At 53.2% G+C, this 24,982-nt stretch carries 22 protein-coding genes; 11 read left to right on the plus strand and 11 right to left on the minus strand.

The features are described from left to right. Positions 1-119 precede the first annotated feature (119 nt). Positions 120-611 (plus strand): YajQ family cyclic di-GMP-binding protein, encoded by a 492-nt coding sequence (locus OGX75_RS15980; protein WP_012133556.1) that lies wholly within the window; start codon positions 120-122, stop codon positions 609-611. A 90-nt stretch (positions 612-701) separates the two neighbouring features. Here OGX75_RS15980 and OGX75_RS15985 read toward each other — a convergent pair whose 3' ends face one another. From OGX75_RS15985 to OGX75_RS16020, 8 genes are all read right to left on the minus strand, one after another. Further along, positions 702-2,066, minus strand: a complete 1,365-nt coding sequence (locus tag OGX75_RS15985; RefSeq protein WP_012133555.1) for an MFS transporter — start codon at positions 2,064-2,066, stop codon at positions 702-704. A 253-nt stretch (positions 2,067-2,319) separates the two neighbouring features. Further along, the gene (gene cyoE, locus OGX75_RS15990) at positions 2,320-3,210 is read right to left on the minus strand and encodes a heme o synthase (protein WP_072025291.1); all 891 of its coding nucleotides are present in this window, start codon (positions 3,208-3,210) and stop codon (positions 2,320-2,322) included. A gap of 11 nt (positions 3,211-3,221) precedes the next feature. Further along, on the minus strand, positions 3,222-3,551 hold the full coding sequence (locus OGX75_RS15995) for a cytochrome o ubiquinol oxidase subunit IV (RefSeq protein ID WP_012133553.1): 330 nt from the start codon (positions 3,549-3,551) through the stop codon (positions 3,222-3,224). Next, entirely contained in the window at positions 3,551-4,171 is a 621-nt protein-coding gene (locus tag OGX75_RS16000) for a cytochrome o ubiquinol oxidase subunit III (RefSeq protein WP_012133552.1), read from the minus strand. Before OGX75_RS16000 ends, OGX75_RS15995 begins: the two co-directional genes overlap by 1 nt. After that, positions 4,161-6,152, minus strand: coding sequence for a cytochrome o ubiquinol oxidase subunit I (cyoB, locus tag OGX75_RS16005; RefSeq protein WP_012133551.1), 1,992 nt, complete (start codon positions 6,150-6,152; stop codon positions 4,161-4,163). Before cyoB ends, OGX75_RS16000 begins: the two co-directional genes overlap by 11 nt. A 19-nt stretch (positions 6,153-6,171) precedes the next feature. Then, on the minus strand, positions 6,172-7,119 hold the full coding sequence (gene cyoA, locus OGX75_RS16010) for a cytochrome o ubiquinol oxidase subunit II (protein WP_012133550.1): 948 nt from the start codon (positions 7,117-7,119) through the stop codon (positions 6,172-6,174). A 458-nt stretch (positions 7,120-7,577) separates the two neighbouring features. Continuing rightward, a complete protein-coding gene (gene ampG / locus OGX75_RS16015) occupies positions 7,578-9,053 on the minus strand; it encodes a muropeptide MFS transporter AmpG (RefSeq protein WP_024130594.1) in 1,476 nt (491 codons plus the stop codon). A gap of 44 nt (positions 9,054-9,097) precedes the next feature. Next, positions 9,098-9,676 (minus strand): lipoprotein, encoded by a 579-nt coding sequence (locus OGX75_RS16020; RefSeq protein ID WP_012133548.1) that lies wholly within the window; start codon positions 9,674-9,676, stop codon positions 9,098-9,100. Between the two features lie 304 nt (positions 9,677-9,980). Between OGX75_RS16020 and bolA the strand changes: the two genes are divergently transcribed. The 9 genes from bolA to fadM all read left to right on the plus strand — a co-directional run bounded on the left by bolA (position 9,981) and on the right by fadM (position 20,349). Further along, entirely contained in the window at positions 9,981-10,298 is a 318-nt protein-coding gene (bolA, locus tag OGX75_RS16025; RefSeq protein WP_012133546.1) for a transcriptional regulator BolA, read from the plus strand. 347 nt (positions 10,299-10,645) lie between these two features. Then, entirely contained in the window at positions 10,646-11,944 is a 1,299-nt protein-coding gene (gene tig, locus OGX75_RS16030) for a trigger factor (RefSeq protein WP_012133545.1), read from the plus strand. Positions 11,945-12,190: 246 nt separating this feature from the next. After that, positions 12,191-12,814 (plus strand): ATP-dependent Clp endopeptidase proteolytic subunit ClpP, encoded by a 624-nt coding sequence (gene clpP, locus OGX75_RS16035; RefSeq protein WP_003021624.1) that lies wholly within the window; start codon positions 12,191-12,193, stop codon positions 12,812-12,814. A 129-nt stretch (positions 12,815-12,943) separates the two neighbouring features. After that, positions 12,944-14,218 carry an ATP-dependent protease ATP-binding subunit ClpX gene (gene clpX / locus OGX75_RS16040; protein WP_012133543.1) on the plus strand — a complete coding sequence of 425 codons (1,275 nt, stop codon included), beginning with the start codon at positions 12,944-12,946 and terminating at the stop codon, positions 14,216-14,218. 184 nt (positions 14,219-14,402) lie between these two features. Then, positions 14,403-16,757: an endopeptidase La gene (gene lon, locus OGX75_RS16045; RefSeq protein ID WP_012133542.1), complete on the plus strand. Its 2,355-nt coding sequence runs from the start codon at positions 14,403-14,405 to the stop codon at positions 16,755-16,757. 209 nt (positions 16,758-16,966) lie between these two features. Further along, positions 16,967-17,239, plus strand: coding sequence for a nucleoid-associated protein HU-beta (hupB, locus tag OGX75_RS16050; protein ID WP_003021629.1), 273 nt, complete (start codon positions 16,967-16,969; stop codon positions 17,237-17,239). A 223-nt stretch (positions 17,240-17,462) separates the two neighbouring features. Further along, positions 17,463-19,334, plus strand: coding sequence for a peptidylprolyl isomerase (ppiD, locus tag OGX75_RS16055; RefSeq protein WP_012133541.1), 1,872 nt, complete (start codon positions 17,463-17,465; stop codon positions 19,332-19,334). Between the two features lie 149 nt (positions 19,335-19,483). Continuing rightward, positions 19,484-19,858: a helix-hairpin-helix domain-containing protein gene (locus tag OGX75_RS16060; protein WP_049008409.1), complete on the plus strand. Its 375-nt coding sequence runs from the start codon at positions 19,484-19,486 to the stop codon at positions 19,856-19,858. Positions 19,859-19,950: 92 nt separating this feature from the next. Beyond that, on the plus strand, positions 19,951-20,349 hold the full coding sequence (fadM, locus tag OGX75_RS16065) for a long-chain acyl-CoA thioesterase FadM (RefSeq protein WP_012133539.1): 399 nt from the start codon (positions 19,951-19,953) through the stop codon (positions 20,347-20,349). A gap of 108 nt (positions 20,350-20,457) precedes the next feature. Here the strand turns inward: fadM and queC are convergent, their stop codons facing one another. Then, positions 20,458-21,153: a 7-cyano-7-deazaguanine synthase QueC gene (gene queC, locus OGX75_RS16070; RefSeq protein WP_049008410.1), complete on the minus strand. Its 696-nt coding sequence runs from the start codon at positions 21,151-21,153 to the stop codon at positions 20,458-20,460. Positions 21,154-21,180: 27 nt separating this feature from the next. Beyond that, positions 21,181-22,917, minus strand: coding sequence for an SgrR family transcriptional regulator (locus OGX75_RS16075; RefSeq protein WP_248622847.1), 1,737 nt, complete (start codon positions 22,915-22,917; stop codon positions 21,181-21,183). A gap of 100 nt (positions 22,918-23,017) precedes the next feature. Between OGX75_RS16075 and cof the strand changes: the two genes are divergently transcribed. Further along, a complete protein-coding gene (gene cof / locus OGX75_RS16080; protein WP_248622846.1) occupies positions 23,018-23,836 on the plus strand; it encodes an HMP-PP phosphatase in 819 nt (272 codons plus the stop codon). 52 nt (positions 23,837-23,888) lie between these two features. On the opposite strand, the gene OGX75_RS16085 is transcribed toward cof, so the two are convergent. After that, positions 23,889-24,944: a PLP-dependent cysteine synthase family protein gene (locus OGX75_RS16085; RefSeq protein WP_012133535.1), complete on the minus strand. Its 1,056-nt coding sequence runs from the start codon at positions 24,942-24,944 to the stop codon at positions 23,889-23,891. Positions 24,945-24,982: the final 38 nt, after the last annotated feature.

A 24,982-nucleotide genomic window follows, 5' to 3' on the forward strand; every position in this document is an offset into this window, starting at 1 on the left:
CTCCTCACCTGCAACAGCGCCAGGTGTTATGGCCTAAGTATAGCGCCATCAGCTAAGCTTCTCGTTATGTCTCGTTACGGGTATTATGCTTCGCATCAAAAACGAAGGGAGAGGAAAAGATGCCATCTTTCGATATTGTCTCTGAAGTCGATCTTCAGGAAGCGCGTAACGCAGTAGATAATGCGACTCGCGAAGTTGAATCACGCTTTGATTTTCGTGGCGTTGAGGCCACGTTTGAATTAAACGACGCGAACAAAACCATCAAAGTACTGAGCGAATCGGATTTCCAGGTGAATCAGCTACTGGATATTCTGCGCGCGAAGCTGCTCAAGCGCGGCATTGAAGGCAGTTCGCTGGATGTGCCGGAAGCATTTGTCCACAGCGGTAAAACCTGGTTTGTGGAAGCGAAGCTGAAGCAGGGCATTGAAAGCGCGGTTCAGAAGAAGATCGTGAAGCTGATTAAAGACAGCAAGCTGAAAGTGCAGGCGCAAATTCAGGGGGAAGAGATCCGTGTGACCGGAAAATCCCGTGACGATCTGCAATCCGTCATGGCGCTGGTGCGCGGCGGGGATTTGGGACAGCCGTTCCAGTTCAAAAACTTCCGCGATTAAGTTGTGATGCCTGATGGCGTTGCGCTTATCCGGCCTACGGACAATGCGGTCTTGTAGGCCGGATAAGGCGCAGCCGCCATCCGGCATTTCTCACGCCAGCCTGATCGCCTGCTCAACCTCAAAACGGTTGGTCACTTTGCTGTCGATCTTCACATAGGCGGAATGCTCTTTCTCTGCGATCAGTACCTCACTCACACCTTCAGTCGCCAGCAGACGCTGTTTCAGCGCGTCATCGGCGGCAATCTCCGGCGGAATTTCCACGCGTAAGCTGCTGACATACGGCGGTTCTTTCATCGTACTTGCTACCGCCAGCCAGACGACGGTCAACAATGCGCCAGCCAGAAATACCGCCTGACCGCCGAACAGACCATTCACCCAGCCGCCCAGCGAGCCGCCAATCGCGACGCCGAGGAACTGGCTGGTGGAGTAAACGCCCATCGCAGTGCCCTTATAACCGGCAGGAGACTCTTTGCTGATCAGCGAGGGGAGGAGGGCTTCCATCAGGTTAAAAGCGAGGAAGAACAGCTGTACCCCGGCAATTAACCCCCAGAAGTGCACGCCTGCGCCCCACAGCACGACTTCGGCAATCAGTATCAACGCGACGCACAGCAGAAAGACCCGCTTCATCCGGCGTTTGACTTCGGCGTAGATAATGAACGGGACTACGGAGCCAAATGAGATCAGCATTGTGACCAGATAAATCTTCCAGTGTTCGGCGGCGGGGAAACCGGCAGCGGCAAGCTGGCCGGGGAGGGCGACGAAGGTCGACATCAGCAGAATATGCAGACACATGATGCCGAAGTTAAGCTTCAACAGCTTAGGTTCGGCCAGCACTTTGCTGAAACTGCCTTTCACCATGCCGGATTCACGGTTCAATACGTGGGTTGTGCTGTTGGGGACAACCCAAACGGTCAGGGCGATGCCGAGCGCGGCGAGTGCGGCAATCATCCAGAACAGGGCGTTCAGCCCCAGTTTGTGGGTGACGATCGGCCCAAGCACCATCGCAATAGCGAAGGTAATACCAAAACTGACGCCGATAAACGCCATCGCTTTGGTTCGGTTTTGCTCGCGGGTTAAGTCAGACAGCAGCGCCATGACGGCGGCGGCGATTGCGCCAGAACCTTGCAGCGCGCGGCCAAGAATAATCCCCCAGATGGAGTCAGACAGCGCGGCGATCACGCTACCCAGCACGAACACGGCCAGACCGCCGATAATCAACGGTTTACGCCCGACGCGGTCTGAGAGTAACCCAAAGGGGATCTGGAAAACGGCTTGCGCCAGGCCGTAAATACCGATAGCAATGCCGATCAAGGCTTCGCTGGCGCCCTGAAGCGCCATACCATAGGTGGTCAGAACCGGCAGGACCATAAACATGCCAAGCATGCGCAAAGAAAATACAGTCCCTAAACCCCAGGTGGCGCGCAACTCACCCGGCGTCATTTTGTAATCGTTCATTCCCACCTCTGTATAAAATCCGCGACTAGTGTAAAGCGGTAAACGGGTGGGGTAAATACGTGCTTAATGAACAAATGTTGCGTTTGTGAGGGGGATTTTATCAGGCAATAAAATGCCGGATGGCAACGCGAAAGCGTTTTATCCGGCCTACTTGTTGAGCGCGTTGCGTAATGCCCGATGGCGCTATGCGGTTTCCGTAGGCCGGATAAGGCGTAAGCCTCCATCCGGCAGAAGATTTGTTGCGGGGCGGGTGTTACCAGACCGAAGCCAGCAGGCTGTGTGAGTCCGGCACCATAAAGTCGACGGACATCATCACGCTTAACGCAGTGATGGCGATGATGGAAAAGCCGAACAGCTTACGCGCCCAGACTTTGTCATCTTCCACTTTGTAACCGCGCAGGGCCATTCCGAGCCACCAGACGCTCACGGCTGCCGCGACCACCAGATATTTATATCCGGCATAGCCGCCCAGGGAGAGCATCAGCGTCGCAACGGCAAAGGCGATGATGTACAGCGTGATATGGTTCTTCGCCACCGAGATGCCTTTCACCACCGGCAGAACCGGAATGTTGGCAGCCTGATAATCCTTGAAGCGGAAAATCGCGATAGCGTAAGAGTGCGGCATCTGCCACAGGCTAAAGATCGCCAGCAGAATCAGCGCGCCGCTGTCGAACTCGCCCGTTACGGCGCAGTAGCCAATCACCGGCGGCGCAGCGCCGGAGAGAGAACCAATCAGCGTGCCGTAAACGGAGTGGCGTTTCATGTACAGACTATAAATGCCGACATACACCACGAAGCCCATCACCCCCAGCCAGCAGGCCAGAGGATTTGCGCCAAACCACAGCAGCATAAAGCCAGCAATACCCAGCAAGGTGGCGTACACCAGCGAGACAGCAGGAGAAATCAGGCCTTTGACCAGCACCCGATTCTTGGTCCTTTCCATCTTCCTGTCGATATCCCTGTCGATGTAGTTGTTAAATACACAACCCGACGCCACAACCAGTGACACCCCGACCAGCGTATAGATAAACAGGGGATAGTCGATGCTGCCTTTAGAAGCCAGCAGGAATCCCCCAATCACCGAGATCAGGTTGCCAAAGATGATGCCTGGTTTCGTTACTTGCAGGTATTGCTTAAACATCATAACCGCCGCTCTTAGTGCATCATCATATTGTAGTTCAGGTTCCACATAATCCAGATGGAGCCCACCACCAGAATGGCAATGATCAGCACGGTAAAGACAAAGGCCGTCATGTTCCAGCCTTCGTCAGATTTCGTATTCATGTGCAGGAAGCACACCAGATGCACCAGAATCTGCACCACTGCCATCGCCAGGATAGTCCCCAGAATCACGGCCGGGGAACCTGTACCCGTCATCACCATCCAGAACGGAATGACCGTCAGGATGATCGACAGAATAAAACCTGTCATGTAGGTTTTTACGCTGCCGTGGGACGCGCCGCTGTGATCGGTAGAATGACTCATTACATCGCCCCCATCAGATAAACAACAGTGAACACACAGATCCACACCACATCCAGGAAGTGCCAGAACAGGCTCAGGCACATGATGCGGGTACGGTTAGTGCTGGTCAGGCCGCGACGGGCGATCTGCACCATCAGCACCGCCATCCAGATAAGACCGGAGGTGACGTGCAGACCGTGCGTACCGACCAGCGCGAAGAACGCAGACAGGAAGCCGCTGCGATCCGGGCCCATGCCTTCAACAATCAGGTGATGGAATTCGTAGATTTCCATCCCGATAAATCCGGCACCGAACAAGAAGGTCAACGCCAGCCAGGAGACAACCTGGCTCTTGTTATCCTTGTGCATGGCGATAGCCGCCATGCCGTAGGTGATGGAGCTGAACAACAGCAGGAAAGTTTCAACCAGAACGAACGGCAGTTCAAAAATGTCCTTACCTGTCGGGCCGCCTGCGGTGCCGTTCACCAGAACGGCATAGGTCGCGAACAGAATAGAGAACAGAATGCAGTCGCTCATCAGGTAGATCCAAAATCCGAAGATTTTGGTCTGGCCTGCATCGTGGTGCCCGTGTTCGTGCGCGTGGGCAGTCGCGTGCGTTTGCGCTAAAGTATCAGTTGCCATTTTTCAGCCCTGCCTTAGAAATCTCATCGAAATGCTGGTTTTCCAGTTTTTCGACTTCCGGGACTGGTACGTAGTAGTCCACGTCCTCGTCAAAGCTCTTAACAATCCAGCTGATGATCATGCCTGCGAAGCTTGCAATCGCCAGCCACCAGATATGCCAGATCATGGCGAAACCAAAAATAGTGGAGAAGGCGGCGATAACGATGCCCGCACCGCTGTTTTTCGGCATATGAATTTCTTCATAATGCGCAGGCTGTTTGTACGCTTCGCCTTTTTCTTTCATTTCCCAGAAGGCATCACGCTCGTGAACGTGCGGCACAACGGCAAAGTTATAGAACGGAGGCGGAGAAGAGGTTGCCCACTCCAGCGTACGCGCGCCCCACGGGTCGCCGGTCAGGTCGCGGTTCTGCTCGCGGTCGCGAATAGAAACGAAGATCTGAATCAGCTGGCACAGGATGCCCAGTGCAATCAGCGCGGCGCCACAGGCGGCAATCAGCAGCATTGGATGGAACTGCGGGTCAATCTGCTGGCTGAGACGACGGGTCATCCCCATGAAGCCCAGCACGTACAGCGGCATAAACGCCACGAAGAAGCCGATGATCCAGAACCAGAATGCGCGTTTACCCCAGGTCTCGTTCAGCGTGAAGCCGAACGCTTTTGGCCACCAGTAGGTCATACCGGCGAAGCACCCGAAGACCACACCGCCGATGATAACGTTATGGAAGTGCGCAATCAGGAACAGGCTGTTGTGCAGAACGAAGTCCGCGCCCGGAACCGCCAGCAGAACGCCAGTCATACCGCCGACCGAGAAGGTCACGATAAAGCCGATCGTCCACAGCATCGCTGAGTGGAAGACGATACGCCCCTGGTACATGGTGAACAGCCAGTTGAAGATCTTAACCCCGGTCGGGATCGCGATAATCATCGTGGTAATACCGAAGAAGGCGTTTACGTTCGCGCCCGCACCCATGGTGAAGAAGTGGTGCAGCCAAACGATGAACGACAGAACGGTGATACACACGGTCGCCCAAACCAGCGAGGTGTAACCAAACAGGCGTTTACGCGAGAAGGTTGCGGCGATTTCGGAGAACACCCCGAAGACCGGCAGTACCAGGATGTACACTTCCGGGTGGCCCCAGGCCCAAATCAGGTTGATGTACATCATCATGTTGCCGCCCATATCGTTGGTAAAGAAATGGGTGCCCAGATAGCGATCCAGGGTCAGCAGCGCGATGGTGACAGTCAGAATTGGGAAGGAGGCGATAATCAGGATGTTCGCGCACAGCGATGCCCAGGTAAATACCGGCATCTTGAACATGGTCATGCCTGGCGCACGCATCTTCAGAATCGTCACGAAGAAGTTGATACCGGTCAGCGTCGTACCGATACCGGATAGCTGGAGACTCCAGATCCAGTAATCGACCCCGACACTCGGACTGTACTCTATTCCCGAGAGCGGCGGATAAGCCAGCCAGCCGGTCTGCGCGAACTCACCAACGCCCAGAGACAGGTTAACCAGGATAACGCCGACAACGGTGAACCAGAAGCTCAGGTTGTTCAGGAACGGGAACGCAACGTCACGCGCGCCGATCTGCAACGGAACCACCAGGTTCATCAGACCGATAACGAATGGCATTGCCACGAAGAAGATCATGATCACGCCGTGAGCGGTGAAGATCTGATCGTAGTGATGCGGCGGCAGGAAGCCTGCTTCGCCCGCAGAAGCCAGCGCCTGCTGGCTACGCATCATGATGGCGTCGGCAAAGCCGCGTATCAACATAACAATTGCGACGATGACATACATGATGCCAAGACGCTTGTGGTCAACCGAAGTAAGCCACTCTTTCCATAGGTAGGTCCACTTACCGAAGTAAGTGATCAAGGCTAAAAGCGCCAGACCCCCGACGATAATGGCAGCGATCGTAACCATGACGATAGGTTCATGGAACGGGACTGCATCCAGTGTCAATTTTCCGAACATCGTTTTCTTCCTCGGCCCCTTAGTGAGCGGATTCCGCGTGGCTCATGTCCATGCCTTCCATGCCTTCATGCGAGCTGTGCTCACCTTCCGGTTGGGTCATGTCCATGCTCTTACCGTGAGCCATAAATTTGTTAATGACGTCTTTAAACAAATCCGGTTTCACGTTGGAGAAATATTCCACCTGGTTGTATTCGCTTGGCGCAGCCACTTTCTCGAACGCAGCCATGTCGCTCATGGTGTTCGGTGACTGTTTAGCTTTAGCAACCCACTGGTCGAATGTGGCGCGGTCCGGCGTGGCGATAGCTTTGAACTTCATACCGGAGAAACCAGGGCCGCTATAGCTTGCGGAAATACCATCATAGGTACCGGCTTCGTTGGCGATCAGATGCAGTCGAGTCTGCATACCGGCCATGGCATAAATCTGGCTACCCAGACGCGGGATAAAGAAGGAGTTCATCACGGAGTTGGAGGTCACTTTGAAATAAACCGGAGTGTTCGCCGGGAAGGCGATTTCATTCACGGTTGCAATGCCCTGTTCCGGGTAGATGAAGAACCATTTCCAGTCCATGGAAACCACTTCGATGGTAATGGGCTTCTCGTCATGCGCCAGCGGCTTGCTTGGCTCAAGAGCGTGAGTGGTTTTCCAGGTAAGTACAGCAAGGAAAATGATGATCAGAATCGGCACCGTCCAGACCACAGCTTCCACTTTATTGGAGTGTGACCAGTTCGGGCTGTACTTCGCATCTTTATTGCTCGCACGGTACTTCCAGGCGAAACCAACAGCCATCAAGATGGCGGGAATCACGACAATCAACATCAGGCCAAAAGCCGTCAGTATCAGTGAACGTTGTTCCAGTCCAATCTGTCCTTTGGGGTCAAGAAGTGCAGAATTACAGCCACTGAGTAATGCAGTGCCTGCAATTAATGACAACCATCCCAAACTTTTATTGTATTTCCTGAGTCTCATTTAACGACCTCAATTCCACGGGACCTGGTGGCGTTTAAAGTGTGTGGGCATTTTACGGGAAGGTTACATTACTGTAAACATGATTGGATCTGTGTTACTGGGTTCTGCCGGGCATGTCACATATGTTGCAGGATATGTCGCGTTGACTTTAAGAACCTGTTGCAACATCACGTTATAACGAAAGAGGGCAGGAAAGCAGGGCTTACAGGGTAATTGGTATAACCAATGCGAAATTAAAACAATTGTTTAACAATTAATTATCAACAAAGAGACAAATGAAAAACAAAAAATAAAACTATATTGGCTGAATCGAGTAAGGAAAATAAAATCTATAAAAGGCGTCAATAATTTCCAGATGCTATTGCGCACAAAACAACAAATATTATTTTTCGCAACTGCTGCTTATTTAGCCGTTATAATTTCGCTCTGTTATTACAACGGCAAATAACGTTGCCCGCTTACACAAGACGTGTTTTGCGTAGCGCCAGATAATCCAGCACCCCGCCGAACAAAATGCCGCATATCGCCACCATGACCCCCGCCTCAAGCAGTTCGGGCAGGAAGGAGAAGCGAGTGTAGTCCACGGCGTTCATCGTCAGCAGCAACAGCCATACCGCCAGCAGGCCGCAACCGATCATTAGCGTCAGCAGCGCCAGACCATACGCCCCGCGAAATTCCGTACGGGGGATGAAGCTTTCGCTTTCCCAACTGTGTTCAAGGGTTTGACGACAAACCAGCAGAAGCAGAAGGCCAGGCACAGCCGCTGCGACGGAGAAGAGATAAAACGTGGGCCAGCCATGCGCTTCGACAAACCATCCGGCAACGGGGCCGACATACACGCGTCCCACCGCAGAGAGCGCGGAGAGCAGGGCAAACTGGGTGGCGGAAAACGATTTGTTGCACAGCGTCATTAACAATGCGACAAAGGCCGCCGTTCCCATCCCGCCGCACAGGTTCTCGAAGAAGACCGCTGCGGCCATGCTGAACATATGCTTGTCCGTCACGGAAAGCAGCCAGTAACCGGCGTTGGAAACGCCTTGCAGAATGCCGAAAATCAGCAGCGCGCGGAAAAGGGAAAGGCGCTGCATCAGGATGCCGCCGTACAGCGCGCCGACAATCGTCGCCAGCAGTCCCAGCGTTTTATTGACCACGCCGACTTCACCGGCATCAAAACCAACGCCGCGAATCAAAAAGGTGGTGGTCAGGCTCATGGCGAACGCGTCGCCCAGCTTATACAGCACGATTAACAACAAGATCAGCCAGGCGTTGTTGCGGCCAAAAAAGTCGCGCAGCGGAGCGGCGACCGCCTGTTCCAGCGTTTTAGGCACTGGAATGGAATCTTCAGGTTCAGGGGCCAGGAGCGTGGCGATAATACAGGGCACAAGCAGCGCCGCCATCAGCCAGTACATCCCCTGCCAGCCGAGCCAGCGATCCGCCAGCCACAGCGCCAGCCCACCGGAGACCAGCATCCCTAGCCGATAGCCCAGTACGCTAATCGCCGCCCCGGTGCCGCGTTCTTCCGCAGGCAGAACATCCGTTTTCCACGCGTCAAAGACAATGTCCTGAGATGCGGAACAGAAGGCAATGATAACCGCCAGCGCCGCCATCCAGCGCAACTGCGTGCCGGGTTCCAGAAAACCCATCGCCGCAATGGCGAGCAGCAGCAGAATCTGCGTGGTAATCAGCCAACCGCGACGACGACCTAAAAAAGGCGGCGTGTAACGGTCCATGACCGGAGACCAGAGGAATTTAAAGACGTAGGCCTGGCCCACCAGAGAGAAGAAACCAATGGTTTTGAGATCGATATTCTCAACGGTCATCCAGGCCTGTAGCGTGCCGGAGGTGAGCGCGAGGGGTAAACCTGATGCAAACCCCAGAATCAACAGGATAGCTGAACGCGGTTGCTGAAAAATACGTAAATATTGGTTGGGCATGGGCATCTACAGGCCCGACAAGCGCCGGGCCATCTGGACAGAAATTAACGTGCGTTCTGCTTAATGAATTCGTGAATGCTGGTGTCCTGAGACATATCAGCGATGGTGTCGGTCAGGACGCTGTTAACCGCGTTGGCGATATTCTGGTTGGACGCCTGGAATGCGCCTTCAACAGAGTAGCTCGCACGGTAGTTTTTCGTCATCTTGTTGCCGTTTGCCGCCGTCGCGATGATGGCGATATCCGCTTTGGTGGCGATGTTGTAGCGAACGTTACCCTGAGATACATCGGCATACAGCTGATTTACGATGATTTGCAGGTTCACAGCGCCGTTCGGCCCCACCATATAACCGCGTGCGGTCATCTGTTTTTCCAGCACTTCTTGCAGCAGGAAGCGCAGATCGCGGGAGGCGGTCAGAGTAACCAGTTGGTTATTACGCGTAACTTTCGCCAGCGCCTGATCCTGACGCTGGTCGGCGCCGTTGATGCTCACAGTAACGCCCATCAGGCTTGGATCTTGTTGCGGCAGTGTGATTTTCGGCGATACGTCAATGGTTGTCGGCGGTGTTGCGCACCCTGCCAGCATAACCAGAGCAATTAATGGAAAGAGGATTTTCTTTAACATGTTCGGGCTCTCAGTGACTCTTAAGCGTGATAGATAAAAATTCCCGCCATCATAACATTGCCAACGGCGAGGGGAAGTGGTCAACGCATGTAAATTCATCGCGTTGTCTGTTTTCTGACCCTCGGTACACCTTACTTCGGGTTTTCGCAACCAAATGAATGGATAAGTCAGTAAACTTCATACGTTTGAATGAAAATATCAGACGAACGCTAAATTTTTGTTGTCATGATGTAATGTAAACGGTAAAAGCGGCTAGTATTTAAAGGGATGGGTGACATCTCAGCGTTGTCGGAGGAGATATTTCATGATGATACGTGAGCAAATAGAAGAAAAATTAAGGGCAGCGTTCGAACCCGTGTTCCTCGAAGTTGTGGATGAAAGCTATCGTCACAATGTTCCGGCAGGCTCTGAGAGCCACTTTAAGGTTGTGCTGGTCAGCGATCGCTTCACTGGCGAACGTTTTCTTAATCGCCACCGGATGATTTACGGTACGTTAACGGCAGAACTCTCCACAACCGTACATGCGCTGGCCCTGCATACCTATACCATTAAGGAGTGGGAAGGATTGCAGGATACGATCTTCGCATCGCCTCCTTGCCGTGGCGCAGGAAGCATCGCGTAGAAAAACGCATTTGCAACTGTTGGCGCTTTTCCAGTATGTTGCTACAGATTATGTGAAAACGGCCTGCGGGCCGTTTTGTTTTGTCTGAATTTTGAGCGAGATGTACAGTATTCAGACCAAAATTAGCCGGGAATTGTGAAAAAAGCCGCAGCAACGCGCGATAACCGTTCTCGACTCATAAAAGTGATGCCGCTATAATGCGGCGTCTTATTTTTCGGAATGTCTTCGGGATGATTCTGACGACAGGGAATGTGATTGATTATGAGAACATCCCGGTTCCGCGAAGCCAACAACCTGTGCTTGCGGAGTAGAGTTGACCGAGCACTGTGATTTTTTGAGGTAACAAGATGCAAGTTTCAGTTGAAACCACTCAAGGCCTTGGCCGCCGTGTAACGATTACTATCGCTGCTGACAGCATCGAGACCGCTGTGAAAAGCGAGCTGGTCAACGTAGCGAAGAAAGTGCGTATTGACGGCTTCCGCAAGGGCAAAGTACCGATGAATGTTGTTGCTCAGCGTTATGGCGCTTCTGTTCGCCAGGACGTTCTGGGTGACCTGATGAGCCGTAACTTCGTTGACGCGATCATCAAAGAAAAAATCAACCCGGCTGGCGCACCGAACTATGTTCCGGGCGAATACAAACTGGGCGAAGACTTCACCTACGCTGTAGAATTTGAAGTCTACCCGGAAGTTGAACTGACCGGTCTGGAATCCATCGAAGTTGAAAAACCGGTTGTTGAAGTGACCGACGCCGATGTTGACGTGATGCTGGACACCCTGCGTAAACAGCAGGCAACCTGGAAAGACAAAGATGGCGCTGCTGATGCAGAAGACCGTGTAACCATCGACTTCACCGGTTCTGTTGACGGTGAAGAGTTCGAAGGCGGCAAAGCGTCTGACTTCGTACTGGCGATGGGCCAGGGTCGTATGATCCCGGGCTTTGAAGACGGTATCAAAGGTCATAAAGCAGGCGAAGAGTTCACTATCGACGTGACCTTCCCGGAAGAATATCACGCTGAAAACCTGAAAGGTAAAGCCGCTAAATTCGCTATCAACCTGAAGAAAGTTGAAGAGCGCGAGCTGCCGGAACTGACCGAAGAATTCATCAAACGTTTCGGCGTTGAAGATGGTTCTGTTGCCGGTCTGCGTACTGAAGTGCGTAAAAACATGGAACGCGAACTGAAAGGCGCTGTGCGTAACCGCGTGAAGTCTCAGGCGATTGAAGGCCTGGTGAAAGCGAACGACATCGACGTTCCATCTGCGCTGATCGACAGCGAAGTTGACGTTCTGCGTCGTCAGGCTGCACAGCGTTTCGGCGGCAACGAGAAGCAAGCGCTGGAACTGCCGCGTGAACTGTTCGAAGAACAGGCTAAGCGTCGCGTTGTTGTCGGCCTGCTGCTGGGCGAAGTGATTCGCACTCAGGAACTGAAAGCTGACGAAGAGCGCGTTAAAGGTCTGATCGAAGAGATGGCTTCTGCGTACGAAGATCCGAAAGAAGTTATCGAGTTCTACAGCAAAAACAAAGAGCTGATGGACAACATGCGTAACGTCGCTCTGGAAGAGCAGGCCGTTGAAGCCGTTCTGGCGAAAGCGAAAGTGACTGAAAAAGCCACTTCCTTCAACGAACTGATGAACCAGCAGGCGTAATTCGTCGCTTAATTAGCACGAAATTCGCACAAGAGCCCGTCACCTCCAGGTGGCGGGCTTTTTTTTGTCACGCATTTTGCATGGAAGAGTGCGAAAACAGCGTTTCAGTGTTAGCGTTACAACAAAAGATTGTTATGCTTGAATTATGGCGATGCCGTACCCATAACAGAGGGACTAGCTGATAATCCGTCCATAAGGTTACAATCGGTACAGCAGGTTTTTTCAATTTTTATCCAGGAGACGGAAATGTCATACAGCGGCGAACGAGATAACTTTGCACCCCATATGGCGCTGGTGCCGATGGTCATTGAACAGACCTCACGTGGTGAGCGCTCTTTTGATATCTATTCTCGTCTACTTAAGGAACGTGTCATTTTTCTGACCGGCCAGGTCGAAGACCATATGGCTAACCTGATTGTGGCGCAGATGCTGTTCCTGGAAGCGGAAAACCCGGAAAAAGATATCTACCTGTACATTAACTCCCCAGGCGGGGTTATCACCGCAGGGATGTCTATCTACGACACCATGCAGTTTATTAAGCCGGACGTTAGCACGATTTGTATGGGCCAGGCGGCTTCTATGGGCGCGTTCCTGCTGACTGCTGGCGCAAAAGGCAAACGTTTCTGCCTGCCTAACTCTCGCGTCATGATTCACCAGCCTCTCGGCGGTTATCAGGGCCAGGCGACAGATATTGAAATTCATGCCCGTGAAATCCTGAAGGTGAAAGGGCGCATGAATGAACTTATGGCGCACCATACGGGTCAGTCTCTTGAGCAGATTGAACGTGATACCGAGCGCGACCGCTTCCTCTCCGCGTCTGAAGCGGTGGAGTACGGTCTGGTCGACTCGATTTTGACCCATCGTAATTGATGCCCAGGGCGCAGGTGTGCCGCTATAATACTATCCAGGGGCGGCACAACGCTGACAAGCGACTTGCGCCTGAGAATGGCATTTGCGTCGTCGTGTGCGGCACAAAGAACAAAGAAGAGGTTTTGACTCATGACAGATAAACGCAAAGATGGCTCGGGCAAATTGTTGTACTGCTCTTTTTGCGGCAAAAGCCAGCATGAAGTGCGCAAGCTGATTGCCGGTCCATCCGTGTATATCTGCGACGAATGTGTTGATCTATGTAACGACATCATTCGCGAAGAGATTAAGGAAGTGGCACCGCACCGTGAACGCAGTGCGCTGCCGACGCCACATGAAATTCGCAACCATCTGGACGATTATGTTATCGGCCAGGAGCAGGCGAAAAAAGTGCTGGCGGTCGCGGTATACAACCACTACAAACGTCTGCGCAACGGCGACACCAGCAATGGCGTTGAGTTGGGCAAAAGTAACATTCTGCTGATCGGGCCGACCGGTTCCGGTAAAACGCTGCTGGCCGAAACGCTGGCGCGTCTGCTGGACGTACCGTTCACCATGGCGGATGCCACCACCCTGACCGAAGCCGGTTATGTGGGCGAAGATGTTGAGAACATCATTCAGAAGCTGTTGCAAAAATGCGATTACGATGTGCAGAAAGCGCAGCGCGGTATTGTCTACATCGATGAAATCGACAAGATTTCCCGTAAGTCTGACAACCCGTCCATTACCCGTGACGTTTCCGGTGAAGGCGTACAGCAGGCGCTGTTGAAATTGATCGAAGGGACGGTTGCCGCCGTTCCACCGCAGGGAGGACGCAAGCATCCGCAGCAGGAGTTCTTGCAGGTTGATACCTCTAAGATCCTGTTTATCTGCGGCGGCGCGTTCGCCGGTCTGGATAAAGTGATTGCTAACCGTGTTGAAACCGGCTCCGGCATTGGTTTTGGCGCAACGGTCAAAGCGAAATCCGACAAGGCCAGCGAAGGCGAACTGCTGGCGCAGGTTGAGCCGGAAGATCTGATCAAATTTGGTCTGATTCCTGAGTTTATTGGTCGTCTGCCGGTTGTGGCGACGCTGAATGAGCTGAGTGAAGAAGCGCTGATCCAGATCCTGAAAGAACCGAAAAACGCCCTGACCAAACAGTATCAGGCGCTGTTTAACCTGGAAGGCGTCGATCTGGAATTTCGTGACGAAGCGCTGGATGCTATCGCGAAGAAAGCGATGGCGCGTAAAACCGGCGCCCGTGGTCTGCGTTCCATCGTTGAAGCGGCGCTGCTTGATACCATGTACGATCTGCCTTCTATGGAAGACGTCGAAAAAGTGGTTATCGACGAGTCCGTCATCGGCGGTCAGAGCAAGCCGTTGCTGATTTACGGCAAGCCGGAAGCGCAGCAGGCATCTGGTGAATAATTAACCAGCTCATACAATCAGTTAACGAAAAAGGGGGGATTTTATCCCCCCTTTTATTTTTCCGTAAACATGGCGTTGAATGTGTGGGAAACATCCCCATATACTGACATACATGTTAATGGCTGCGTGAAGCACAGTCGCGCAGTCTGATTACCTGGCGGACACTAAACTAAGAGAGAGCTCTATGAATCCTGAGCGTTCTGAACGCATTGAAATCCCCGTATTGCCGTTGCGCGATGTGGTGGTTTATCCGCACATGGTCATACCCTTATTTGTAGGGCGGGAAAAATCTATCCGTTGTCTGGAAGCGGCTATGGACCATGATAAAAAAATCATGCTGGTCGCCCAGAAAGAAGCATCAACGGATGAGCCGGGTGTAAACGATCTTTTCACCGTCGGGACCGTGGCCTCAATTTTGCAAATGCTGAAACTGCCTGACGGTACTGTCAAAGTGCTGGTTGAGGGGTTGCAGCGCGCGCGTATTTCTGCGCTGTCAGATAACGGCGAACACTTTTCCGCTAAGGCGGAATACCTTGAATCGCCGGCGATTGATGAGCGCGAGCAGGAAGTGCTGGTGCGCACTGCCATCAGTCAGTTCGAAGGCTACATCAAGCTGAACAAAAAAATCCCACCGGAAGTGCTGACGTCGCTCAATAGCATTGACGATCCTGCGCGTCTGGCGGACACCATCGCAGCCCATATGCCGCTGAAACTGGCGGATAAGCAGTCCGTGCTGGAGATGTCCGACGTTAACGAACGTCTGGAATATCTGATGGCGATGATGGAATCTGAAATCGATCTGTTGCAGGTTGAGAAGCGTATTCGCAACCGCGTTAAAAAGCAGATGGAGAAATCTCAGCGTGAGTACTATCTGAATGAGCAAATGAAAGCCATTCAGAAAGAACTGGGCGAGATGGACGACGCGCCGGATGAAAACGAAGCGCTGAAGCGTAAAATCGATGCGGCAAAAATGCCGAAAGAGGCAAAAGAGAAAGCGGAAGCAGAATTGCAGAAGCTGAAAATGATGTCTCCGATGTCGGCGGAAGCGACGGTTGTACGCGGCTACATCGACTGGATGGTGCAGGTGCCGTGGAACGCGCGTAGCAAGGTCAAAAAAGACCTGCGTCAGGCACAGGAAATTCTCGACACAGACCATTACGGTCTGGAGCGTGTGAAAGATCGTATCCTTGAGTATCTCGCGGTACAAAGCCGTGTAAACAAAATCAAAGGGCCGATCCTGTGTCTGGTTGGGCCGCCGGGGGTAGGTAAAACCTCTCTGGGCCAGTCCATCGCCAAAGCGACCGGGCGTAAATATATCCGTATGGCGCTCGGTGGCGTGCGTGATGAAGCAGAAATCCGCGGCCACCGCCGGACATACATCGGCTCTATGCCGGGTAAACTGATCCAGAAAATGGCCAAAGTGGGCGTTAAAAACCCACTGTTCCTGCTCGATGAGATCGACAAAATGTCTTCCGACATGCGTGGCGATCCGGCCTCTGCGCTGCTTGAGGTGCTGGACCCTGAGCAGAACGTGGCGTTCAGCGATCACTACCTGGAAGTGGATTACGATCTCAGCGACGTGATGTTCGTTGCCACCTCCAACTCCATGAACATTCCGGCGCCACTGCTGGATCGTATGGAAGTGATTCGTCTGTCCGGTTATACCGAAGACGAGAAGCTGAACATTGCTAAACAGCACCTGCTGCCGAAACAGATCGAGCGTAACGCGCTGAAGAAAGGCGAGCTGACGGTTGAGGATAGCGCCATTATCGGCATTATCCGTTACTACACCCGTGAAGCGGGCGTGCGTAGCCTGGAGCGTGAAATCTCCAAACTGTGCCGCAAAGCCGTGAAACAGCTGCTGCTGGATAAGTCTCTGAAACACATTGTGATCGATGGCGATAACCTGCATGACTATCTCGGCGTACAGCGCTTTGACTATGGCCGCGCGGACAACGAAAACCGTGTGGGTCAGGTAACGGGTCTGGCATGGACGGAAGTGGGCGGCGACCTGCTGACCATCGAAACCGCCTGTGTGCCGGGTAAAGGCAAACTGACTTACACCGGTTCTCTCGGTGAGGTTATGCAGGAATCTATTCAGGCTGCGCTGACCGTGGTGCGTGCGCGTGCGGAAAAACTGGGTATTAATCCAGACTTTTACGAAAAACGTGACATCCACGTTCACGTACCGGAAGGGGCGACGCCGAAAGACGGCCCGAGCGCCGGTATTGCGATGTGTACCGCGCTGGTCTCCTGCCTGACGGGTAATCCTGTTCGCGCTGATGTGGCGATGACCGGGGAAATTACCCTGCGAGGCCAGGTACTGCCTATCGGCGGCCTGAAAGAGAAACTGCTGGCGGCGCACCGTGGCGGGATCAAAACCGTGTTAATTCCGTTTGAGAATAAACGCGATCTGGAAGAGATTCCAGACAATGTTATTGCCGATCTGGACATTCATCCGGTGAAACGCATTGAGGAAGTTCTGACTCTTGCGTTGCAAAATGAGCCGTCCGGCATACAGGTTGTCACCGCAAAATAGTGACCTCGCGCAAATAGCGCTAAGAAAAACAGGGCTGGCAGGGCATTTCGTGCTTGCCAGCCTTTTTTTGTATAGCTAATTTAGATGACGGATCGGGCTTGCCATCATTAACGGGTGTTGTAAGGGCATGGCAGGCCTGATATAACTGCTGCGCGGTCGCACTTTGAAGGATTCCGGTGCGATATAAATTATAAAAGAGGAAGAGAAGAGTGAATAAATCTCAACTGATCGACAAAATTGCTGCAGGGGCTGATATCTCTAAGGCTGCGGCTGGACGTGCGTTAGATGCAATTATTGCTTCTGTCACTGAATCACTGAAAGAAGGTGATGATGTAGCGCTGGTAGGTTTTGGTACTTTTGCTGTTAAAGAGCGTGCTGCCCGTACTGGTCGCAACCCGCAAACAGGTAAAGAGATCACCATCGCCGCCGCTAAAGTGCCGGGTTTCCGTGCAGGTAAAGCGCTGAAAGACGCGGTAAACTAAGAGCTTCTCCCCCTGGGGATGTGACAAAGTACAAGGGCGCATCATCTGATGTGCCTTTTTTATTTGTCCAGTACTACTTTATTTGAGTTTATGCTGGTTGTGGGCTGACAATTACCCCGGTTTCTTGTCACAATACAGCTTTCCGCGCAGCGTTCAGAAAACGCTATGCTGCGTGAAGTATGAATACGCAAAACAGTCACCTACAGCGGAGTGTGGTTACACCATGATGGACAGCTTACGCACGGCTGCTAACAGTCTCGTGCTCAAGATTATTTTCGGTATCATTATCGTGTCGTTCATTTTGACCGGCGTGAGTGGTTACCTGATTGGCGGAAGCAATAACTACGCCGCAAAAGTGAATGACCAGGAAATCAGCCGCTCGCAGTTTGAGAATGCGTTTAACAGCGAACGTAATCGTATGCAGCAGCAGCTGGGCGATCAGTATTCTGAACTGGCGGCGAATGAAGGCTACATGAAAACGCTGCGTCAGCAGGTACTGAATCGTCTTATCGATGAAGCCTTGCTGGATCAATACGCGCATGAGCTTAAACTCAGCATCAGCGACGAACAGGTTAAGCAGGCCATCTTTTCAACGGCGGCTTTCCAGGTTGACGGCAAATTTGATAACAACCGCTACAACGCGATTGTGAATCAGATGGGGATGACCGCCGATCAGTATGCTCAGGCATTGCGTAACCAGCTCACCACCCAGCAACTGATTGCTGGCGTTGCCGGTACTGATTTCATGCTGAAAGGTGAAACGGACGAGCTGGCGGCGTTAGTCGCGCAGCAGCGTGTGGTGCGTGAAGCGACGATTGACGTAAACGCACTGGCTGCGAAGCAGCAGGCTACCGATCAGGAAGTGTCCAGCTACTACGAGCAGAACAAGAACCGCTTTATGACCCCGGAGCAGTTCCGCGTGAGCTACATCAAGCTGGATGCGGCTGCCATGCAGGAAACGGTCAACGATGCGGATATCCAGTCTTACTATGACCAGCATCAGGATCAGTTCACCCAGCCGCAGCGTAACCGTTACAGCGTCATTCAGACCAAAACGGAAGATGAAGCGAAAGCGGTGCTGGACGCGCTGAACAAAGGCGGTGATTTTGCCGCGCTGGCGAAAGAGAAATCCGCAGACATTATCTCTGCGCGCAACGGCGGCGATATGGGCTGGCTGGAAGACGCCACCACGCCGGACGAACTGAAAAATGCCGGCCTGAAAGAAAAAGGCCAGCTGTCTGGCGTGATTAAATCCTCTGTTGGCTTCCTGGTTGCGCGTCTGGATGATGTTCAGCCTGCGAAAGTGAAACCGCTGAGCGAAGCGCGTGATGACATTGCCGCGAAAGTGAAGCAGGAAAAAGCGCTGGATGCCTATTACGCGCTGCAACAAAAAGTCAGCGATGCGGCGAGCAACGATACCGAATCTCTGGCGGGCGCTGAACAGGCCGCTGGCGTGAAAGCGGTTGAAACCGGCTGGTTCAGCCATGACAACCTGCCAGAAGAGCTGAATTTTAAACCGGTTGCCGATGCTATCTTCAACGGTGGTCTGGTTGGCGAGAACGGTACGCCGGGCAGCAACTCCGATATCATCACCGTGGATGGCGACCGCGCATTCGTGCTGCGCATCAGCGAGCATAAACCTGAAGCGGTTAAGCCTCTGGCTGACGTGAAAGAGCAGGTGGCTGCGCTCGTTAAGCACAACAAAGCAGAGCAGCAGGCAAAACTGGATGCTGACAAACTGCTGGTTGAGCTGAAAGCGGGTAAAGGCGCAGAAGCGATGAAAGCGGCCGGTCTGAGCTTTGGCGAAGCGAAAACGCTGAGCCGTACCGGGCAGGACCCGGTAAGCCAGGCTGCGTTTGCGCTGGGTCTGCCAGAGAAAGATAAGCCGAGCTATGGCGTCGCTAACGATATGCAGGGCAACGTTGTGCTGCTGGCGCTGGACGACGTGAAAGCGGGCTCTATGCCGGAAGAGCAGAAAAAAGCGATGGTTCAGGGTATTACCCAGAATAACGCACAGATTACCTTTGAAGCGCTGATGAGTAACCTGCGTAAAGCGGCGAAAATCAAAGTCGGCGATGCGCTGGAACAGCAGTAATCACCGAGACGCTTCGCAAAAAACTGCAAAAAGTTGTAACCCTCAAAGGCCGCCTTCGCGGCCTTTTCCATTTCTGATATTTGCTATTTGTTTGCCTTTCGCCGCCCCGCTATCGTGATGCCACTGTTAACACACAAGGAGAAAACAGTATGAAACATGGAATCAACGCACTGCTGGTCACGATGACTCTGGCCTGCGCAGGCATGACGCACAACGCGCTGGCTGCCGGAACGGTAGAGAAAAATCAGGCGGTACAAACAAAGGCGGATTCGTCTGCGTCCGCGCAGACTAAAGCCTCCGTGCCAGCAAAGGCCAGCGATGATGAAGGCGCGAGGGTCAGTATCAACACGGCTTCAGCGGAAGATCTGGCGCGGGTGATGAATGGCGTCGGGCTGAAAAAAGCGCAGGCGATAGTCAACTATCGGGAAGAGTATGGGCCGTTTAAAACGGTGGATGATTTAAAGCAGGTTCCGGGGATGGGGAGTTCGCTGGTGGAACGCAATCTGGCGGTGTTGACGCTGTAATAACTTGCACTGTGGCAAAAGTTTGCCAGGATAATGAGGTCATACCAGTTATGGCCTCTGTTCCTATAACAACAACGTAAGGTTATTGCGCTATGCAAACACAAATCAAAGTCCGTGGTTATCACCTTGATGTTTATCAGCACGTTAATAATGCCCGCTATCTTGAGTTTCTTGAAGAAGCACGCTGGGATGGGCTGGAAAACAGTGACAGCTTTCAATGGATGACGGCCCGCAACATCGCTTTTGTGGTGGTGAATATTAATATTAACTACCGTCGCCCTGCCGTGCTGAGCGATCTGCTGACCGTCACCAGTCAGGTGCAGCAGTTAAACGGGAAGAGCGGCATTTTAAGCCAGGTCATTACGCTTGAGCCGGAAGGGCAGGTTGTGGTGGACGCACAGATTACTTTTGTCTGTATTGATTTGAAAACGCAGAAAGCATTGCCGCTGGAAGGTGAGTTACGCGAGAAACTGGAGCAGATGGTGAAGTAACGGAAAGTTGCCTGATGGCGCTTCGCTTATCAGGCCTGCGGGCGACATTGACCACGGTGAATGTCGCCAGGCCGGATAAGGTGCGTGCACTGCCATCCGGCAAAACGATCACTTTAACCCTGTTTTCTGCTTCATTGCCGCCATCACTGCCGGTTTATCCGCCAGATAATGGTTCAGGCCGTTGGCGCGCAGATTACAGGCGGCGCACTGCCCGCAACCGTCACCTTTGATGCCGTTATAACAGGTCAGCGTCTCTTCACGCACCAGATCCAGCTTGCCCCAGTAATCAGCGAGTGCCCAGGTTTCGGCTTTATCAATCCACATCAGCGGGGTTTCAAAGCGAATATCCTTCGCCATACCCAGGGTGACGGCATGATTCAGCGCTTTGACAAACTCATCGCGGCAGTCCGGGTAGCCGGAGAAATCCGTCTCGCAAACGCCGGTGATCACCGCTTCGGCTTTCACCTGATAGGCATAAATCGCCGCCAGAGTCAGAAACAGAATATTACGCCCAGGGACAAACGTATTCGGAATACCGTCGGCATCCGGTTCATAGTCCGGTACGGGAATGTTATCGCGCGTCAGGCTACTGACCGCCAGTTCGCTCAGCAGCGTTACGTCCAGCACCTTATGCGCACGCGCGCCGAGTTTTAAGGCCAGATTACGTGCGACATCAATCTCAGCGCGATGACGCTGACCATAATCAAAGGTGACACAGTGCACTTCATCATACTGATGCAGCGCTTGCGCCAGACAGGTTGTGGAGTCCTGGCCTCCACTGAATACAACGACGGCACGTTTCATAACTTATCCTGACAAAAACGAAAAACGCTATGGTAGCGCCTGCGGATGGCCGCGACCAGCTTCTTCACCGCGCGGCGGCGGAAGCCATGCTTTCTCAAACTCAAACCAGCCGCGTGGATTGAGTTGAACGCCATTGACGCCCGGCGGCGCGCTAATACGGTAGTGATAGTTAAAAAGCGGCGTAAGCGTGGCGTCATTCATCAGACTCGTGAATACCTGTTGTAACGCAGTATAGCGGTCGTCTTCACCGGGCTGCGTTTGTAAGGCATCCAGCGTGGCCTGAAGATGGGCGAAAGCAGGGGCATCCAGCACATGCGGCCAGAGTTGATCGCAGCGTAGCCACTGCTCAAGCGTATATTCCGGCGCTTCGCCAATCAGCCTGTCGCCCATCATGAGATCCGCTTTTGCCAGCGAAGGGCAGTTATCCCAGTTTTTCGCGTTGTGGAAAATCAACGTTAATTCACAGCCGAGCGTTGCCAGATATTGCTGGAGTTGCTCCGCCATGGTGTGCAATTCAACGGGAAGGTGATAGACCAGCGTCAGTTTTTTCGGTAATTCAACGGATTCCAGCCCCTTCCATTGCGGCATTACCCAGCCTGGCAGCAGCGCGTTGCTGGGCGTGATCAGATTTTCATCTACCGGCAGCGTCTGTAATAACGACGTATGATGAATGATGTCTACCAGGCGACGCGCCTGTTGCAGGCTGAGTTTCGAGCCTTTTTTAAGCGTCAGGTAGCAAAATCCCAGGCTAATACCGCTGCTCACCTGGCTAAGTGAGGCCAGCTCCTCAGGGTTGCCGATGGCAATCTGTACCGGATGACGGCAGCTGGTGCCTAAATCCTGGTCAAAAAGCTGAGGCGTGATCCAGTATTCAATCGCCTTTAGCAGCGGGTGGCAAAGGTGATAATTGTCGTGGCTTTCCAGGCGTACCAGCTCCGGCGTAAATAACGTCAGCCGAAAAGGCCCGGTGCCTGACAGCGGCTGATGCGGGTGCGCCAGGTGGCTACAGTAGCTTGCCAGACGGTGCGCCAGCCAGTAATCAGGGCGATGGAGAATGAACGTCAGGCATTGCGGATGGGTGACTTCAATACGCTTGATGCTGATAAACAATTTATTGAGGGCTGGCAGGTCAAGCAGCATCAGCAGGCGTGCGTGCAGCTGCGCAGTTTCTACCGTATCGCCATTATGCCAGTGCAGGGTAGAGCGAATATAAAAATCCCAGCGCATACCGTCGGCGGAGATATCCCAGTGATGTGCTAAATCCCCGCAGGGGCGCTGGCTGGCGTTGTCAAAGCGGGTGAGGCCGGAGAAAATTTGTCCCGCAAGATGCTGTTCTGCGCGACCGGGCAGAAATCCCGGATGCAACGGGTCCAGCGGACGATAGTAGGGAATACGCAGGGTCGGCGTGTCGTTTTGCCACTGCCCGCCCATAAACGGTTGCAGCATGGTACGCAGTTCGCCTGGCGCCAGCTGTGCCAGCTCCAGCACATTAAGCTGCTGACCTTTTTCCAGCGCTTGTTCCATCATGGTATTGCGCAGTGACTCCGGCGTGACCAGAAATTGCAGTTTACCGCGCTTACCCCGCCCGGATTGCGCTTCCCATGTTAACCAGCCGGCTTCCTGCGCCTGACGTAGTAGCGTACGGACGTGGCGTTCGCTACAAAAACAGCGCTCCGCCAGTTCTCCAACGGTGACCGACTGAGGTTCTCCGGCCGAGGGCTGCCAGAGACGTTGATATTGTTTTAAACGGTTGAGAAGTCGCATTGAAACCCGGAACAATTCATTTTATCTATTCACTATTACTTCCGTATATCTCAGGTGATACTCAATCACAAGTTAATTGCGTCACAGTGTGGAGAAAGAGATGGCTCGTCTGGCTGCATTTGATATGGATGGCACGCTTTTGATGCCAAACCACCATCTGGGTCATGAGACCCTTGCAACGCTGGTGCGCCTGCGTGAACGCGATATCACTTTGACGTTTGCGACCGGTCGGCATGTGCTGGAAATGCGGCATATTCTGGGGGCCATCTCAATGGATGCGTTTTTGATAACCGGCAACGGGACGCGCATTCATTCGCAGGAAGGCGATATGCTGCATCGCCAGGATCTGGACCCCGCCATTGCCGATCGCGTATTGCACCAGGCGTGGGATACCCGGGCCAGTATGCACGTATTCAACGATAACGGCTGGTTTACGGGGAGCGCGATCCCCGCGCTATTACAGGCGCATGTCTACAGCGGGTTCCACTATCAGATCGTGGATGTCAAACGTATCCCGGCTCACCAGGTCACTAAGATCTGTTTCTGTGGCGATCACGATGATCTGATCCGGCTGCGTATTCAACTGAATGAGGCGCTGGGCGAGCGGGCGAATCTCTGCTTTTCCGCTGTGGATTGTCTGGAAGTGCTGCCGCTCGGCTGTAATAAAGGTTCCGCGCTGGCGGTATTAAGCGACCATTTGGGGCTGTCGCTGACGGAATGCATGGCGTTTGGCGATGCGATGAACGATCGCGAAATGCTGGAGAGCGTGGGACGTGGTTTGATTATGGGCAACGCGATGCCGCAACTGATCGCTGAACTGCCGCATCTTTCAGTGATTGGCCATTGTCGTAATCAGGCGGTCTCTCACTTTTTAACGCATTGGCTGGATAATCCGCATCTACCTTATTCCCCCGAATGAGCGATCCTTTCCAGCAAGCCAGGCCCGTAAAGCCTGGCTTTTTTTATGCCGCTTAACGGACGTTCAGCAGTTGGGCAATTTCCGCCTGCCACGGCGCTAAATCGCCAATGTGATCGTTAACCCACTGGGGATTGTAATAGGTGTCGAGATAGCGTTCGCCGCTGTCACACAGCAGCGTGACGAGAGAACCGGTCTCTCCGGCGTCGCGCATTCTGGCTGCGATCTGCAACGTTCCCCACATATTAGTGCCAGTGGAGGCGCCCACTTTACGGCCCAGCTGCGTTTCCAGCCAGTGCGCGGTCGCGACGCTGGCGGCGTCAGGTACGCGCAGCATTTCGTCCACCACATCCGGGATGAAGGAAGGTTCCACGCGCGGGCGGCCAATCCCCTCAATTTTGCTGCCCACCGGGCTGCGCAATGTAGCGTCGCGATCCTGCCAGTAGGGCAGGAAGACCGAGTTTTCCGGGTCAACCACCATCAGGCGCGTGTCATACCCATGACAGCGAATATAGCGGCCAATTGTCGCTGACGTGCCGCCTGTCCCCGCGCTCATCACGATATGCTTCGGCACCGGATTCGGCTCACGCTGCATCTGATGGAAAATACTGTCGGCGATATTATTATTGCCGCGCCAGTCGGTGGCGCGTTCGGCATAGGTGAACTGATCCATATAGTGACCGTTCAGTTCGTGCGCCAGTTGCTCAGAGGCGGCGTAAATCTCGCAGGCGCTTTCGACAAAGTGGCAGCGACCGCCATAAAACGCAATTTGTTCAATTTTGCGTTTTGCCGTGCAGGAAGGCATTACCGCGATAAACGGCAGGCCGAGCAGTCGGGCGAACCAGGCTTCGGAAACCGCCGTTGAACCGGAGGAGGATTCAATAATGGTCGTGTTTTCTTTAATCCAGCCGTTACACAACCCATACAGGAACAATGAACGCGCCAGACGGTGCTTCAGGCTGCCGGTCGGATGGGTGCTTTCATCCTTCAGGTAGATCTGGATGCCCGGAAACGCCGGTAGCGACAACCGGATCAGATGCGTGTCGGCTGAACGCTGATAGTCAGCGTTAATTTCATTAATGGCGTTTTTAACCCAGGTGCTATTCATCATTAATTTCCATTTGTCATTTTGTGCCCAGATTAGCGAAA

Origin of the sequence: Citrobacter sp. CK199, assembly GCF_030333285.1 — a bacterium.
In the GTDB taxonomy this organism is placed as follows: domain Bacteria; phylum Pseudomonadota; class Gammaproteobacteria; order Enterobacterales; family Enterobacteriaceae; genus Citrobacter_B; species Citrobacter_B koseri.

Coding starts and splice junctions, on each gene's coding strand:
- OGX75_RS16000 (WP_012133552.1), bottom strand. CDS start 4,171: ATGGCAACTGATACTTTAGCGCAAACGCACGCGACTGCCCACGCGCAC.
- OGX75_RS16075 (WP_248622847.1), bottom strand. CDS start 22,917: ATGCGACTTCTCAACCGTTTAAAACAATATCAACGTCTCTGGCAGCCC.
- cyoB (WP_012133551.1), bottom strand. CDS start 6,152: ATGTTCGGAAAATTGACACTGGATGCAGTCCCGTTCCATGAACCTATC.
- tig (WP_012133545.1), top strand. CDS start 10,646: ATGCAAGTTTCAGTTGAAACCACTCAAGGCCTTGGCCGCCGTGTAACG.
- OGX75_RS16085 (WP_012133535.1), bottom strand. CDS start 24,944: ATGATGAATAGCACCTGGGTTAAAAACGCCATTAATGAAATTAACGCT.
- OGX75_RS15995 (WP_012133553.1), bottom strand. CDS start 3,551: ATGAGTCATTCTACCGATCACAGCGGCGCGTCCCACGGCAGCGTAAAA.
- fadM (WP_012133539.1), top strand. CDS start 19,951: ATGCAAACACAAATCAAAGTCCGTGGTTATCACCTTGATGTTTATCAG.
- cof (WP_248622846.1), top strand. CDS start 23,018: ATGGCTCGTCTGGCTGCATTTGATATGGATGGCACGCTTTTGATGCCA.
- bolA (WP_012133546.1), top strand. CDS start 9,981: ATGATGATACGTGAGCAAATAGAAGAAAAATTAAGGGCAGCGTTCGAA.
- OGX75_RS16020 (WP_012133548.1), bottom strand. CDS start 9,676: ATGTTAAAGAAAATCCTCTTTCCATTAATTGCTCTGGTTATGCTGGCA.
- OGX75_RS15985 (WP_012133555.1), bottom strand. CDS start 2,066: ATGAACGATTACAAAATGACGCCGGGTGAGTTGCGCGCCACCTGGGGT.
- cyoE (WP_072025291.1), bottom strand. CDS start 3,210: ATGATGTTTAAGCAATACCTGCAAGTAACGAAACCAGGCATCATCTTT.
- clpX (WP_012133543.1), top strand. CDS start 12,944: ATGACAGATAAACGCAAAGATGGCTCGGGCAAATTGTTGTACTGCTCT.
- OGX75_RS16060 (WP_049008409.1), top strand. CDS start 19,484: ATGAAACATGGAATCAACGCACTGCTGGTCACGATGACTCTGGCCTGC.
- ampG (WP_024130594.1), bottom strand. CDS start 9,053: ATGCCCAACCAATATTTACGTATTTTTCAGCAACCGCGTTCAGCTATC.
- lon (WP_012133542.1), top strand. CDS start 14,403: ATGAATCCTGAGCGTTCTGAACGCATTGAAATCCCCGTATTGCCGTTG.
- clpP (WP_003021624.1), top strand. CDS start 12,191: ATGTCATACAGCGGCGAACGAGATAACTTTGCACCCCATATGGCGCTG.
- OGX75_RS15980 (WP_012133556.1), top strand. CDS start 120: ATGCCATCTTTCGATATTGTCTCTGAAGTCGATCTTCAGGAAGCGCGT.
- queC (WP_049008410.1), bottom strand. CDS start 21,153: ATGAAACGTGCCGTCGTTGTATTCAGTGGAGGCCAGGACTCCACAACC.
- cyoA (WP_012133550.1), bottom strand. CDS start 7,119: ATGAGACTCAGGAAATACAATAAAAGTTTGGGATGGTTGTCATTAATT.
- ppiD (WP_012133541.1), top strand. CDS start 17,463: ATGATGGACAGCTTACGCACGGCTGCTAACAGTCTCGTGCTCAAGATT.